Source organism: Pantoea pleuroti (genome assembly GCF_014156615.1).
Classification (GTDB): domain Bacteria; phylum Pseudomonadota; class Gammaproteobacteria; order Enterobacterales; family Enterobacteriaceae; genus Pantoea; species Pantoea agglomerans.
In genome coordinates this window covers 91,595-105,308 of the sequence record NZ_SBFD01000012.1, presented here as the reverse complement: position 1 = coordinate 105,308, position 13,714 = coordinate 91,595, and the positions used below count along the sequence as shown (strand labels likewise).

Sequence of the window (13,714 nt, the reverse complement as noted above, 5' to 3'; positions counted from 1 at the left end):
ATTTTGAGAAATATTTTCCCTGAATAACAGCCGGTTTCCACGTTGTTGCAACTATTTCTGTACCAGGCTTAATAAATAACAACAGAGACAATGTGGAGCATTATGAAAGAGCAAAATCGCACAAATGGCATCGCTCCTTATGGGGGCGCTGCCGGAGGCTGGGGCGCATTGAAGGCGGTTGCTGATGCTATCCGCGGCCAGATGTCTGTGAAACAGGATGTGATCGCCCTGTTTAAAGTCAACCAGCCGCAGGGCTTTGACTGTCCGGGCTGCGCCTGGCCCGACCCGCAACATGCCTCATCATTTGAGTTCTGCGAAAACGGCGCAAAAGCCGTCTCGTGGGAAGCGACCAGCAAACGCACCACACCGGAATTTTTTGCCGCTCATACCGTGACTGAGCTGTGGGAGCGCAGCGCACTGCATCTGGAGGGCGAAGGCCGCCTGACCCATCCGATGAAGTACGATGCCGCTACGGATACCTATCAGCCCATCGAATGGGAGACGGCGTTCCGGGAGATTGGAGAGCATCTGCGCAGTTACGACGATCCGGACAGCGTCGAGTTTTATACCTCGGGACGCGCCTCCAATGAAGCGGCGTTTCTGTGGCAACTTTTCGCCCGCGAATATGGCACCAATAACTTCCCTGACTGCTCAAACATGTGCCATGAACCGACCAGTGTCGGGCTTCCGGAGTCAATTGGCGTCGGCAAAGGTACGGTAGAGCTGGAAGATTTTGATCACTGCGACCTGGTCCTTTGTATCGGCCACAACCCAGGTACCAACCATCCGCGCATGCTGGGCACGCTACGGGAAGTGTCGAAACGCGGTGCCACTATTGTGGCGATCAACCCGCTGCGTGAACGTGGCCTGGAGCGTTTTACTTCGCCGCAGAGCCCGATTGAGATGCTGTCAATGAGCTCCACTGAGCTGGCGTCGACCTACTACAAGGTCAGGGTGGGCGGTGACGCAGCCATGCTGAAAGGGGTAATGAAGATCCTGCTCACTATGCACGAGGAGGCGCTCAGCAAAGGCGAACCCGGCGTCATTGATGAAGCATTCATTACTGAGCACACTGAAGGCTTTGACGCCCTGAAAGCCGACATGGAGAGCACGGACTGGGAGCATATTCTGAAAGTCTCGGGCATGGCCCGTGAGGAGATCCAGCATATCGCCCGGCTCTACGCCAGCGCTGAACGTACCATCATCTGTTATGGCATGGGCATTACCCAGCACCAGTACGGCACTCAGAACGTGCAGCAAATCGCTAACCTGCTGCTGATGCGCGGCAATATCGGCAAGCCGGGTGCAGGTATCTGTCCGTTACGCGGTCACTCCAATGTGCAGGGCGATCGCACAGTGGGCATTACTGAGATTCCACCGCAGTCGCTGCTTGATAGTCTGGAGAAGGTGTTTGGTTTCCGCCCGCCGCAGAAGCATGGTCACGGCGCCATTGAGGCAATAAAGGCGATGCGCGACGGCAAAGCCAAAGCGTTGCTGTGTCTGGGCGGCAACCTGGCGGAAGCGATTTCCGATCCACAAGTCACGTTCCCGGCGATGCGCAATCTTGATCTGGTGGTGCATATGGCGACCAAACTGAACCGCTCGCACCTGTTACTGGGTAAACATAATTATCTGCTGCCGGTGCTGGGCCGAACAGAGACCGATGTTCAGGCAACCGGCGCGCAGAGCGTCACCGTGGAAGATTCAATGTCGATGGTGCATGCCTCACGCGGTTCGCTGGATCCCGCCTCACCCCATCTTAAGTCTGAACCGGCGCTGGTCGCCTCACTGGCGAAGGCAACGCTGCCGGACAGCGTGGTTGACTGGTCGGCCATGGCAGCCGATTACAGCCGCATCCGCGATGCCATTGAAGCGGTGTTCCCGGCGTTTGAAAACTTCAATGAGAGGATTAAGCATCCGGGCGGATTCCGGCTCTATAATGCCGCCTCAGAGCGCGTCTGGCTCACACCATCTGGCCGTGCTCAGTTTAAAGTGATGCAGGGCATCAATGAAGATCCCCGCTCGCTGAAGTGCCATGATCTGGTGCTCACTACCCTGCGCAGTCACGATCAGTACAACACCACGCTTTACGGGCTGAATGACCGCTATCGTGGCGTGACAGGCCGCCGCGATGTGCTGTTTATCAATGCAGAAGAGGCGGAGAAGCGACAGTTACGGGTCGGTGACCGTGTCGATCTGATGGCGCTGGACCCGGATGGCAATCCCACCTCGCGCCAGATGAAAAACCTGACCATCGTGATTATTGATATGGCCCCAGGTTCGGTCGGCGCTTACTATCCCGAAGCCAATGTGATGGTTCCGCTTGACAGCCACGATACCAAAAGCGGCATTCCCGCCTATAAAAGTATTCCGATATCCATGAAACGTGTAACTGACGAGACCCAGACGACCTCAGGCATTTTACGCTAGTCAGCGTCTCAATACGTGAATGTTGCCAGCGTGGCCGGTGCTCCGGTCACGCTGTTTTCATTGTTGCGCCCTGAAGTTTTATCGCTCCTCTCTGCCTGCTTTACCGCCTGTAAAGCACCCGACGTGAAGCAAGCCTGACGGTAACATCATATACACTACAGTCCTGAAAACGGCTCTATAAACGATCGACTCTTTTTTGCCTGCGCAGATGTTCAGCGCCCTACCGGAAAAATGCCATGTTTCACCTGATTTTCAGCTTACCCAGCTGGTATGTTATTGCGCGCGTCATTATTCCCTTGTCCCTGCCACTGGCTATAAAGATCCTGCTCTCCGCTCTGGTGCTGCTGGCTTCACAATATCTGCTGGTGAGCCGTTTTACCTCGGGCGGGATCTTCTCTGCTGAAATGCCCCGCATTATCATCATTCTGTTTAACTGGGCGTACAGCACCGTGCTGCTGCTGGCGTTGCTTCAGATGCTGATGGATGCGGTCATGCTGATTGCCCTGCTGTTGCGTCATCCGCTGGAGCTGGTTCCCGGTGTTCGCTATCTGGCCGTTGTGCTGGCGATGGGGCTGGCTGCCTTTGGCGTTCAGCAGGCGATACGCGTGCCGCCAGTCAAAGAGGTGACCCTTGCGCTGCACAACCTGCCCGCTGAGTTCGATGGCTATCAGCTGCTGCAGCTGACCGACCTGCATATCACCCGGTTGTTTAATGCGGCCTGGACCGCCGCAATGGTTGAACGGGCAATGTCTCTCAAAGCCGATCTGATTGTGGTCACGGGCGATGTGATCGATGGCAGTCTGGCGCATCGACGACAGGACGTTGCGCCGCTGCGCGGGCTGGCAGCGCCTGACGGCGTATGGGCTATCACCGGCAATCATGAATATTTCTTCCATCAGGCAATCTGGACGGCGCATCTGGCCTCACTGGGTCTGCAACCTCTGCTCAACAGCCATACCGTTATCCAGCGCGGAACTGCAAAGCTGGTGATTGCTGGCCTGCCGGACGCCTCCGCACCCGGCAGAAACGCGGTCGGCCCGGATCTGGCCCGCGCGCTGGAACAGGCACCTGAAAACGCGCCGGTAATCCTGCTGGATCACCAGCCACGCAATGCACGCCAGAACGCAGCGCAGGGCGTGGATGTGCAGCTCTCAGGACATACGCATGGCGGACTGATTATCGGGCTGGACAGGCTATTTGCTAAACCCAACGCCGGATTTGTTTCCGGGCTTTATCAGGTCGGCGGAATGCAGCTCTATGTGAATAACGGCACTGCACTCTGGCCAGGCATGGCGGTGAGGCTGGGTCGTCCCTCAGAACTCACCCGGATTACCCTTCGCCGCCAGCCGTAGTTGCGTGAAGAAATAGCCTCAGGAAAGTGCGGTTTTCGCAGGTGTGCATAAGATTGAGTGAGACAAAGGAGATCACCATGACGATGTTATGTACCGCCTGCGGAACGGCTTATCCCGCTCATTCCACTCATCAGCAATGTAAAATCTGTGATGATGAACGCCAGTACGTTCCGGCCGCTGGTCAGCGCTGGATCGCGTTTGATGAACTGCGCGCCAGCCACGCCAATAAGTGGACGGCCCATAGCGATGCGCTGTTAAGTCTTAAAACCGTGCCTGAGTTTGCCATCAACCAGCGCGCTTTTCTGCTGCGCACGCCGCACGGCAACGTGCTGTGGGACTGCATTGCCAACCTTGATGATGCCACCTATACGCTGATCGCGGCGCTGGGCGGCATTGATGCTATCGCGATTTCACATCCGCACTACTACACCACCATGCAGGAGTGGGCTGAAGCGTTTAATGCGCCCATTCATCTGCACGCCCGCGATCGTCAATGGATTGTGCGGAAGAGTCCGCATATCCAGTTATGGCAGGGCGAGTCGCTGACGCTGATGCCCTCTGTGACGCTGTTACGGCTGGGCGGCCATTTTCCCGGCGGCAGCGTGCTGCACTGGAACGAAGACGAAGGGGTGATTCTGGCGGGTGATATTATCCAGGTTACGCCGGGTGCGCATGGCGTGTCGTTTATGTGGAGCTACCCGAATATGCTGCCGCTGTCAGCCGCTACGGTAGGCGACATACTGCATCGGCTCTCCGGCGTGACATTCGGGCAACTGTATGGCGCGTTTGAAGGGCAGGATATCCATCAGCAGGCAAAAGAGAAGGTGATGCGGTCGGGAGAGAAGTATCTGGCCTGTCTGCAGGATCATCAGGCGTAGCGCGGAATAAACGCTGAGAAGAGAACAGCCGCCCACAGGCGGCTGTTTAGCACCATTATGCGGTCTGGAACACCGCAACCATCGTACGTAACTGCCCTGCGCGCGCGGCGAGTTCATCAGCTGAGGAGGCCGACTCTTCTACCAGCACGGCGTTCTGCTGCGTCACCTGATCCATCTGGTTCACCGCAATATTGACCTGCGAGATGCCACTGCTCTGCTCTTCGGATGAAGAAGTGATGTCGCGCATCAGCTGAGAGGTCTGTTCAATGGCGCTGACGCTCTGTTTCACCTTATCGCCTGCGTTCTGCGCCATGGCGATCCCTTCCTGCGCGTGGCCGACCGACTGCTCAATCAGACCCTTGATCTCTTTAGCTGCACTGGCTGAACGTTGTGCCAGTGCCCGCACTTCCGATGCAACAACCGCAAAACCTTTACCCTGCTCACCGGCGCGTGCCGCTTCCACGGCCGCATTCAGTGCCAGAATGTTGGTCTGGAAGGCGATACTGTCAATCACCGAGGTAATCTCTTCAATTTTACCTGAGCTGCCACGAATTTTGTGCATGGTCTCCATCACCGAATCCATTGCTGCACCACTGGAGAGAGCAGCCTGTGTGGCAGATTCTGCACGGGCAGAGGCAAAGCGCGTGTTATCCGCGTTCTGCTGAATGATTGCCGCCAGCTGCTCCATACTGGCAGCCGTTTCAGCCAGTGAAGCCGCCTGTTGCTCAGTGCGTGACGACAGATCGCCATTGCCACGGGCAATCTCTTCTGAGGAGTTGGCGATGGTGGCCGCGTTACCTTTGATATCCGACACCAGCTGAGCAAGACGCTGCTGCATCCGCATCAGTGCATTCAGAAGCTCAGCCATCTCATTGCTGCCGGAAACGGTCAGCTGTGCCGTCAGATCACCTGCCGCGACACGGCTGGCAACTTCGACCGCTTCTTTAACCGGCCGGGTCACTGAACGGGTGATCATGACGGCCAGCAGAATGGCCAGCAGCGCGACGGCAAACAGACCTGCCAGTAACAGGTATTGCGCATAGCGGCGTTCCTGGATCTGCGTCTGCATCATTCCTTCCAGACGATGGCTGGTTTGTTCACCCAGCTCGCCGTAACGGTTAATCGCCTGGGTAAAGACCCGCACATAGTCAACCGGTGTCACGCTGGCATGACCGCTGACAAAGACACTATCAGCCAGATTCAGCGCACTCAGCGCCTGCTGGTTCGCATCCTGTGCCAGATTGCCAAAGGTGGTTTTAAGATCTGGCTCAATGGAAAATACTTTATCCATGTTGCCGCTAAACTGTCTCAGCGCCGTTTTGCCATAATCAAGCTGAAATTCCATGCGGCTGCGATCGGCATCCGACACATTCCCACCTGCGATCAGCGACGTGCCGCTAGCACGAATCTGTCCCAGCGTTTCAGTTAGCTGAGGCAGGCGACTAAAGATACTGACAATCAGCTGGTAGGTGTTCAGATCGGCATCCAGCGATAGCTGATAGAAATCAAGTACATCTTGGTTCGTATCGAGCAGCGCCTGAATCAGCTGAGCATGCCGCGTCAGGCTGGTTGCCAGGGTCAGTTTGCCCGCGTTAATATCATTCTGCAGCTGGCTCCACTCCTGATTAACCCGCTCCAGCCGTTTCAGCGGCTGCGCCTGCTCATTATTCTGACGTAATTCGTCAGCAATCGTCTGAGATAAGCGATTAACCTCACTGACCAACGCCATACGTGGCGCGTTATCTGGTTTGTTCAGCGAGATAGCGATCGCACTTTCCGCACGGTGCCGCTGCAGCAGGTTCAGCAACTTGAGCACCTTTCTTTCGACCGGTATACCGGTCAGTTCCACATTCTTTGTATCAATAAGCTGGTTGCCCGTCTGAATAAACAGAAAGGTGGGTAAAATAAACAGCACCAGCGCAAAGGATCCGAGTAACAGGAATTTCGCTGGCAAATTAATCCGGTCGAGTATTTTTTTCATTCTTTTCCGCTCTGATGTGTGAGACGTGCAGGTGTGTAGCGCACGAAATAGCTTTCGTAATATTATTTTTACCGTTTCTTTGACATAGCCAGAGATGACTCATGCAGCACAATGTCGCTATGAAGAAAGGAGTTTCGTATAAAAATCAGAAGTACATATAACACGGAAGGGAGTATAGATTGCGCTGCGTTATTTTACAGTGAATAAAATGACAATATTTACTTCAATATACACCTAAGTCAAACCTAAAAAATAAGCCTATAAATCATATCATTGAAATAAAAAAATCTGACAGAACACATTAATCAGCAAGCCTGACTTCAGCGTTATTGTTTTGAAAATAAAGAAATTCAAGTTACGTCACGAATAGCCGATAACTGACATCCTGCCTGTATCTGACTCATTACCACCAGACTGCCAAAACAAATATCCACGCCCGGCCAATTTCAATTTAAACCTTATAACCCTAAAGAGTTACCTGCGCTTTTATAATGAAATCGATTTCATATTATATTTATTTCAGGAAAAGCCGTTTTATTTATTCTGATTAATGATGAAAAAAAGCCCCCACATTGTGGAGGCCCTTAAGTTACTGCTCAACCATTAAAAACTTTCCCAGTTCGCCTTAGTCAGGTCGATGGTCTGGTGCTCAGGCTGCTTTGTGTGTAATACCGGACGCCGTACTGCAGCGGTCTGCTGCGACTGCACTGCACTGTGATTGCTTTCCAGCTTAAAGGTCGCCACCAGTCCCGACAGCGTTTCTGCCTGCTCCTGCAGCGACTTAGAGGCGGATGAGGCCTCTTCCACCAGCGAGGCGTTCTGTTGCGTCACTTCATCCATCTGACCGATAGCCTGATGAACCTGTTCAATGCCTTTGCTCTGCTCAGAGGTAGCCGCCGCAATCTCATTGACCAGATCGGCCACCTGCTGAATCGCCTGACGGACATTTTCACTATTAGATCCAACGCCGCTGGCCTGCTCTAAACCGTGCTCGACCTGTGAAACCGATGTTGAGATAAGATCCTTAATTTCACGGGCGGCAGAAGAGGAGCGCTGCGCCAGATTGCGCACTTCAGAGGCAACAACGGCGAAGCCGCGACCATGCTCGCCCGCACGCGCTGCCTCGACTGCCGCATTCAGCGCCAGAATATTGGTCTGAAACGCGATGCCTTCAATCAGCCCGGTAATTTCAGAGATTTTGGCAGAGCTGGCACGGATTTCATCCATGGTGCTGAGCATCTGCTTCACCGCCGTCCCATTCTGGATTGACATGTGATTCGCGTTATTTGCCAGGCTGCTGGCCTGATGCGCACCTTCTGAGTTCTGTCGCACCGTTTCGCTCAGTGTCGCCATGCTGGCTGAGGTTTGCTCCAGTGAAGCCGCCTGTTCTTCCGTGCGTGCAGAGAGATCTTCGTTGCCTGCGGCAATCTGCGTTGATCCGGTACTGACCGATTGCGCGGCATGATTGACAGAGAGCAGCGTGCCGGAGACGCGCGCCAGCAGCTGATTAAATGCCATCGCCGTTTTGCCGATCTCATCCTTACTGCGGACCTCCGCGGTATGAGTCAGGTCGAGGGTATGACTCACCTGCGTCATGGTATTGACCATGCCTGAGAGGCTCTTTTTAATGCCGAGAATCACCTTAGCGGAGAAACCGGCCAGTATCAGAATAAGCAGCAGCGATCCACCAGACATCGCCCACAGGGTCTGGCTATAAACGCGCTTGTTCTCCGCCCTGAGCTGTTCGCCAATATCGATATTCAGCTGAATCTGACGGGTGAAATCCGCTTCCATCTTACGGGATGCGGCACCAATACCGCCCTCACTCTGCAATAACGGCAGCGTGACCGCATCATTATGGGCGCGTGACGCAGCAAGAAATGCCGGCAATGCGCTGCGGACCGCATCCAGATTTTTATAGGCCTGTTCCGTCATCGCTTTGTCTTCATCGTTCGAGACATCGTTTGTCATGTAGTAATCATTGAGCGACTTAATTTGCGAAAGCAGATTCTCAATGCGCTCTTCCGCAGCAGGGAATTTTGCCGCATCGCTGGTGCTGTGGTGGCGATAAAGCGCAATACCTAACTGATTGGTGACACTGATCGATTTATTGAGATCGCGAATGCTGGGTATCGCGTTCATCTGTACATATTCAAAGCGGGATTGAAAGCCCGAAATCACTGATAAAGAGATAATCACCAGTGCAATCAGTGACATTGCAAGCAGTGAGAAAATCAATACCAGACGTTGTGTAATAGTCATACTTGCCCCCGGCAAAAAAGAATAATCTGGACATAATTCAAAGTTGGATCGTTCTTATCGGCTTTTGTCTGCAGGGCTTTAATTAAGCATGGCGAATATATTTTTATTTCTCCTTGCGAATGGCACAGAGTGAACTACACAGGAAACTATTCTGGCATTAGTTCATTTTTATTTTGACACGCCCTTTTACATCTCATCATCTGCGATAAATTTACCAGATGGGCTGTCAGAAGTTTTCCACTGCCGGATGGTCACAATGAAGCGGCAGCAGACATTCATTGGGATCTGATCATTAGCTCGCTAATTCAACAGTTCTGATGATGATAATTGTAAAGAGAAGGCAATAAATTTTGTGAGATGCCGTGACAGAAGCAGCAACGGCAAGGGTTGTAAAGCTGAAGAGCTGAAGGGTGAAAAAACAGCATGACAGTCTGTCATCAGATTTTCTGATAAGAGGGTGACTGGCTACCTGTCGGATAACAGGCGTCCATATCAGATTTTAGCCTTTTGTGTCAGGGCCAGATTAAATCAGTGAAATCGCTGGCAGAATGCTGAATCTGGTCTATGCTCACTGGCCCGACCAGGCTTTTGTCTGTTGGGTAGCAATAACGCTTAAAATAAAAAAAGGTAGTCGTCATGGATTTAGCCACATTTGAAACCAGAACCGGTCTTTGGCCACACATGCAGTTTACGGATGTTGAATATGAAGTGTGCAGCGCAGGTGTAGAGATCTATGCCATTGATGTCAGTCGTCAGACCAAGAGCAAGCTCTTTATCTGTCGTGTCACCAACGAGCAGCAGGCAGCGTCGCTAACGGCACAGTTCAAAGAGTGGTTGCCGAAGTTAAAGCTTAAAAAACGCAAAGTTGCATTGAATCTGGCGCGCATGGCGTGCGAGAAGAGCTACCCCGCGAATCCTAAATTCCAGGATCGTTCTGACATGCGTCGGAACACATCCAGGCTCTGATGCCTGCTTCAGCCTGAACCTGTTACAGCGGGCAGGCTGAAACGCTTTATTATCCTGTCTGCGCTGCGGCACGTTTTAATCACGCGCCGCAGGCACCTGGAACAGCCGACATTCCCCGGGCTCAATTGAGATATCACTGAAAGTCGTGATATGCATCTCTATCCACGTATTCGCGGCCCGAAGCGTGTGAGGTGAGTTGCGTTGTTCCAGTTCAGCCACAAAATCCCGGGTACTCACTGTGCACTGACCGGTATCATCCCGCCTCATCGCCTCTCTGAATGCTGACCAGACCTCATCATCCTGTGACATCTCAACCCCACACCTGCTTTCAACCGACAAAATACTGTATGCATGAACAGTACAATTATTCTTGTAAACGGTCAAGTCTGCTCTGTGTACCACTCTCAGATCGCTAAGCAATGGCTTAATTGTGGCCATTTATAGCAGAAGCAGCAGCCGAAACAGGACTTTAATCCTAATCTTAGAAATCGTTTTCATATCGGATTAAGGTGTTGATTTTTAGAGTCATTAAACATTATTAGCGTTTTAATTATTTGATATCTAACTAAAAAAAGAGTTAACCGTAGCGGCATAAACATGGTTTTTGCCCTATCTTTGAATGGCTCTGTGATGAAATCCACTTCTTTTACAGAGCGATCTGACTCCTACCCTTGCCCCCTTTACAGGGGGCACTTTTTTCAGATAACGCAGATACCCACATCTGATTGTCTCTGCAGACCGGCAACGTTCATGCGTTGCGGACTACTGTGCTGATGACGTTAAAGGCGTGTCTGGAAAAGTGGTTGATTTGTAAGCTGATAATTCATTGGCGGTACGGACATCAGCAGAAGCCTGAAACAGCGGATTGAATCTGAAAACAATTTTCCGGATTAGCAAATAAACGGATTTTTACCCGCTTAAAAACCTCGCCAGAATGACATGGTAAAGAGAGTAAAAAGTGCGTAATAATCTGGCAATATCAGATTGACCAGCGCCTCACCAGGGATGCTGTAACGTTATAATAATGCGCTATATCTGCTATTCGCTCCCGCTTTTGCGGGGGCTTTTCTTTTCCAGTCATTTCTATGCCCGGTTATTGCCGCACCGCCATCTGATGTCCTGATTGTCGAATCCTGTCGTACTACCTGAATCTACGATTAAATTAATGCTGCAAATATAACGGCATAATGGTCGCAGTTGTGCCCTTAACCGGCAATATTTCTGTGATATGTTTAATCAGTAACTTTTGCCACGTGAGTCTGATTATGCTCTCCACCCTTATTTACCGTAGCCAGCTTGCGGGTTCTGTCTCGCCAGAGAGATTGAAAGCGCTGGTGGAGCGCGCCAGTATCAAAAATGCCGAGGCTGAAGTCACCGGGATACTGCTCTATGACGGTCAACACTTTTTTCAGGTGCTGGAGGGTAGCGTCGACAACGTTCACACAGTTTTCCAGCGTATCAGTCAGGATGAGCGGCATTTTAACCTGATTGAGCTGATGCGGGATTACGCCCCTGCGCGTCGCTTCGGTCATGCCGGTATGGCCTTGTTTGATTTACGTGATTATCAGAAACACACCGTAGTGGATGCCCTGCTTAAGCGGGTCACCCTGAGTGATGAACGGATCAGAGATGACCGGGTGGTAAAGTTCCTGCGTTCTTTCGTCGAGGGGCGGGATAAAGAGACGTTTATCAAAATTGATCCTGCCAGTCAGTGGACGCTGACAACGCCAATCACCTCCGAAACTCAGCCAGCCTGGCAACCGGCACCGGGTCAGCGTTGTGAATTTGCTTTACAGCCTATCGTGGATACAGCGAATCGCCGGATTGTCTCCTGTGAAGCCTTAATACGTGGTCAGCACGGCGCATCACCCGCTGATTACTTTTCACAGTTGCCAGAAAGCGAGCGCTATCAGGGCGATCTGCACTCTAAAACCTACGCTTTCCAGCTGGCCAGGCATCTGGGGTTGCGCGAGCAGACACTCTCCGTCAACCTGCTGCCCATGTCGCTGGTGGTAATCGATAATGCTGTTGAACATCTTATCCAGCAGATCAGGCAGCAGGGATTGCGACCAGAGCAGGTGGTGGTTGAAGTGACCGAAGATGAGATCATCTCGCGCTTCGACGCATTCCAGTTTGCTGTCCAGCAGCTGAAAGCGGCCGGGATCAGCCTGGCGCTCGACGATTTTGGCGCCGGTTTCGCTGGCCTGTCGCTGTTAGCCGATTTCCAGCCCGACAAAGTTAAAATCGATCGCAAGCTAATCACCGATATCCACCGCAGTGGCCCGCGTCAGGCGATAGTGATGGCCATCATTAAATGCTGTCAGGCGCTGGAAATTACGGTCATTGCGGAAGGGGTTGAAAAAATTGAAGAGTGGCTCTGGCTGGAAGGTGCCGGGGTACGCTATTACCAAGGCTTTCTGTTTGCCCGTCCAGCCCTCAATGCCCTGCCTGCAGTAAGCTGGCCAGCACGACGCCCGGAATCGCCCTCGCCGTGATCATTCCCTTTCCTGCCCTTTTGCCCATAATTTGATGCGGCTCACACCGCTTCGCTGCAAAAGGCAAAAGCTGTGCCATGCTTGATTCATCTGACAGCCTTCAGGCAACACAGATATTCATCAGGTCACTGGACAACAACCGGAAATGGGAGAGTCATCATGAACGAAGATCGCATTGGCGGTAACTGGAAGCAGTTCAAAGGTAAAGTTAAGGAAAAATGGGGTGATCTTACGGATGATGATATGACCGTTGTAGAAGGGAAGCGCGATCAGCTGGTCGGTAAAATTCAGGAACGCTACGGCTACGAGAAAGATCGTGCCGAAAAAGAAGTGAAAGAGTGGGAAGATTCCAACAAGTACCACTGGTAACGCGTTCTTAATCGCCGGGCGTCCCTGCGTCCGGCACCTGCCCTGTAGCCCTGTTTAATCCCTCTCACCCACTGCCATCTCTGCACCCGATACACCGGCAGATTATGGAAATGATTGTTTCTTTATTTATTCCTGACGCGCATACTGCGTCATCTTCCCTGTTCATGGGATCTCAATGCCTTCCGGATATCAATTATGCCCCAGCACTCTACTGACACCGTATGTGGTCTCGTCGGTGTTCTTCCTGAAACTCTGCGCCGCTGGCGCCGTGCCGGGCTGTTAACGCCGCCTGGTCCTGCTGGCTACTCAGATAATCAGCTTACGCGTGCGCTCTGTGTGCGTGAAATGACCTCAGGGGGTCATACGCTCTTTGATATCCATACTGCGCTGAACTGGTCCAGCGTTACGCTGCCTGGCGGCTGGGCCTGTCGGGAAGAGGATATGTTGCATCTGCTGGCGCACAATACGGACGCAGATGTTGATCGCGAACTACAGATGATGAATACCGACTATTGTGGTGATGATTATGTTAATCGCTACCTGCGACCGCTCAACCTCTGGCTGCGCACTGACCTCAGCGAAGGTGCGGCGTGGCGACAGCAGCGTTTTCATTCAGCGGTAGTCAGTCAGTGGGAGCGCCTGGCGCTGGCCTCACAACGACGCAGCACCGTACCGCTGTTTCTTGAAGCAGTCAGCGTCACAGATGAAACCGAGATCTGGATGGAAGCGATACGGCTTAACGGACAGGGCTTTCGGGTTGAAGTTGCAGCAGATGCGTCAGGTATTCCCGCCGTGGCGCAACGCCGCTTTGAACATCATCTGATGTGGTGTGGTGATGGTATCAGCGCATCGATGAAGGCTGCATTTCACTCCAGTCTTGAGGCGGGTGAACCGATCATGCTGACCGGAACGAATACCGGCTTACCGTCGCAAATCAGCCTGATGGCTGCCAGCGCCTGAACTCTTTTGACTTTCTTACCT

10 protein-coding genes are annotated in these 13,714 nt (G+C 52.6%); 7 read left to right on the top strand and 3 right to left on the bottom strand.

Features of this window, described 5'->3' with window-relative positions:
- Positions 1–102 precede the first annotated feature (102 nt).
- From EPG66_RS20650 to EPG66_RS20640, 3 genes are all read left to right on the top strand, one after another.
- Positions 103–2,430 carry an FdhF/YdeP family oxidoreductase gene (locus EPG66_RS20650; protein ID WP_182687972.1) on the top strand — a complete coding sequence of 776 codons (2,328 nt, stop codon included), beginning with the start codon at positions 103–105 and terminating at the stop codon, positions 2,428–2,430.
- Positions 2,431–2,666: 236 nt separating this feature from the next.
- Positions 2,667–3,782 carry a metallophosphoesterase gene (locus EPG66_RS20645; RefSeq protein WP_115758455.1) on the top strand — a complete coding sequence of 372 codons (1,116 nt, stop codon included), beginning with the start codon at positions 2,667–2,669 and terminating at the stop codon, positions 3,780–3,782.
- A 77-nt stretch (positions 3,783–3,859) separates the two neighbouring features.
- Positions 3,860–4,660 carry an MBL fold metallo-hydrolase gene (locus tag EPG66_RS20640; RefSeq protein WP_115758454.1) on the top strand — a complete coding sequence of 267 codons (801 nt, stop codon included), beginning with the start codon at positions 3,860–3,862 and terminating at the stop codon, positions 4,658–4,660.
- A 55-nt stretch (positions 4,661–4,715) separates the two neighbouring features.
- Here EPG66_RS20640 and EPG66_RS20635 read toward each other — a convergent pair whose 3' ends face one another.
- Together EPG66_RS20635 and EPG66_RS20630 are read right to left on the bottom strand one after the other, a co-directional pair.
- Positions 4,716–6,641, bottom strand: a complete 1,926-nt coding sequence (locus EPG66_RS20635) for a methyl-accepting chemotaxis protein (protein WP_182687970.1) — start codon at positions 6,639–6,641, stop codon at positions 4,716–4,718.
- A 603-nt stretch (positions 6,642–7,244) separates the two neighbouring features.
- A complete protein-coding gene (locus EPG66_RS20630) occupies positions 7,245–8,903 on the bottom strand; it encodes a methyl-accepting chemotaxis protein (protein WP_115758453.1) in 1,659 nt (552 codons plus the stop codon).
- 636 nt (positions 8,904–9,539) lie between these two features.
- On the opposite strand from EPG66_RS20630, the gene EPG66_RS20625 reads away from it, so the two are divergent.
- Positions 9,540–9,869 (top strand): hypothetical protein, encoded by a 330-nt coding sequence (locus EPG66_RS20625; protein ID WP_031593089.1) that lies wholly within the window; start codon positions 9,540–9,542, stop codon positions 9,867–9,869.
- A gap of 75 nt (positions 9,870–9,944) precedes the next feature.
- On the opposite strand, the gene EPG66_RS23115 is transcribed toward EPG66_RS20625, so the two are convergent.
- Complete coding sequence (locus EPG66_RS23115; RefSeq protein WP_060678836.1) at positions 9,945–10,178, bottom strand: hypothetical protein; 234 nt, start codon at positions 10,176–10,178, stop codon at positions 9,945–9,947.
- 956 nt (positions 10,179–11,134) lie between these two features.
- Here EPG66_RS23115 and EPG66_RS20620 point away from each other — a divergent pair.
- From EPG66_RS20620 to EPG66_RS20610, 3 genes are all read left to right on the top strand, one after another.
- Complete coding sequence (locus tag EPG66_RS20620) at positions 11,135–12,364, top strand: diguanylate phosphodiesterase (protein ID WP_182687967.1); 1,230 nt, start codon at positions 11,135–11,137, stop codon at positions 12,362–12,364.
- A gap of 159 nt (positions 12,365–12,523) precedes the next feature.
- Positions 12,524–12,733, top strand: a complete 210-nt coding sequence (locus EPG66_RS20615) for a CsbD family protein (RefSeq protein WP_010256969.1) — start codon at positions 12,524–12,526, stop codon at positions 12,731–12,733.
- A 195-nt stretch (positions 12,734–12,928) separates the two neighbouring features.
- Entirely contained in the window at positions 12,929–13,693 is a 765-nt protein-coding gene (locus EPG66_RS20610) for a MerR family transcriptional regulator (RefSeq protein WP_031593092.1), read from the top strand.
- The last annotated feature ends 21 nt before the right edge of the window (positions 13,694–13,714 follow it).

Coding starts and splice junctions, on each gene's coding strand:
- EPG66_RS20650 (WP_182687972.1), top strand. CDS start 103: ATGAAAGAGCAAAATCGCACAAATGGCATCGCTCCTTATGGGGGCGCT.
- EPG66_RS20645 (WP_115758455.1), top strand. CDS start 2,667: ATGTTTCACCTGATTTTCAGCTTACCCAGCTGGTATGTTATTGCGCGC.
- EPG66_RS20640 (WP_115758454.1), top strand. CDS start 3,860: ATGACGATGTTATGTACCGCCTGCGGAACGGCTTATCCCGCTCATTCC.
- EPG66_RS20635 (WP_182687970.1), bottom strand. CDS start 6,641: ATGAAAAAAATACTCGACCGGATTAATTTGCCAGCGAAATTCCTGTTA.
- EPG66_RS20630 (WP_115758453.1), bottom strand. CDS start 8,903: ATGACTATTACACAACGTCTGGTATTGATTTTCTCACTGCTTGCAATG.
- EPG66_RS20625 (WP_031593089.1), top strand. CDS start 9,540: ATGGATTTAGCCACATTTGAAACCAGAACCGGTCTTTGGCCACACATG.
- EPG66_RS23115 (WP_060678836.1), bottom strand. CDS start 10,178: ATGTCACAGGATGATGAGGTCTGGTCAGCATTCAGAGAGGCGATGAGG.
- EPG66_RS20620 (WP_182687967.1), top strand. CDS start 11,135: ATGCTCTCCACCCTTATTTACCGTAGCCAGCTTGCGGGTTCTGTCTCG.
- EPG66_RS20615 (WP_010256969.1), top strand. CDS start 12,524: ATGAACGAAGATCGCATTGGCGGTAACTGGAAGCAGTTCAAAGGTAAA.
- EPG66_RS20610 (WP_031593092.1), top strand. CDS start 12,929: ATGCCCCAGCACTCTACTGACACCGTATGTGGTCTCGTCGGTGTTCTT.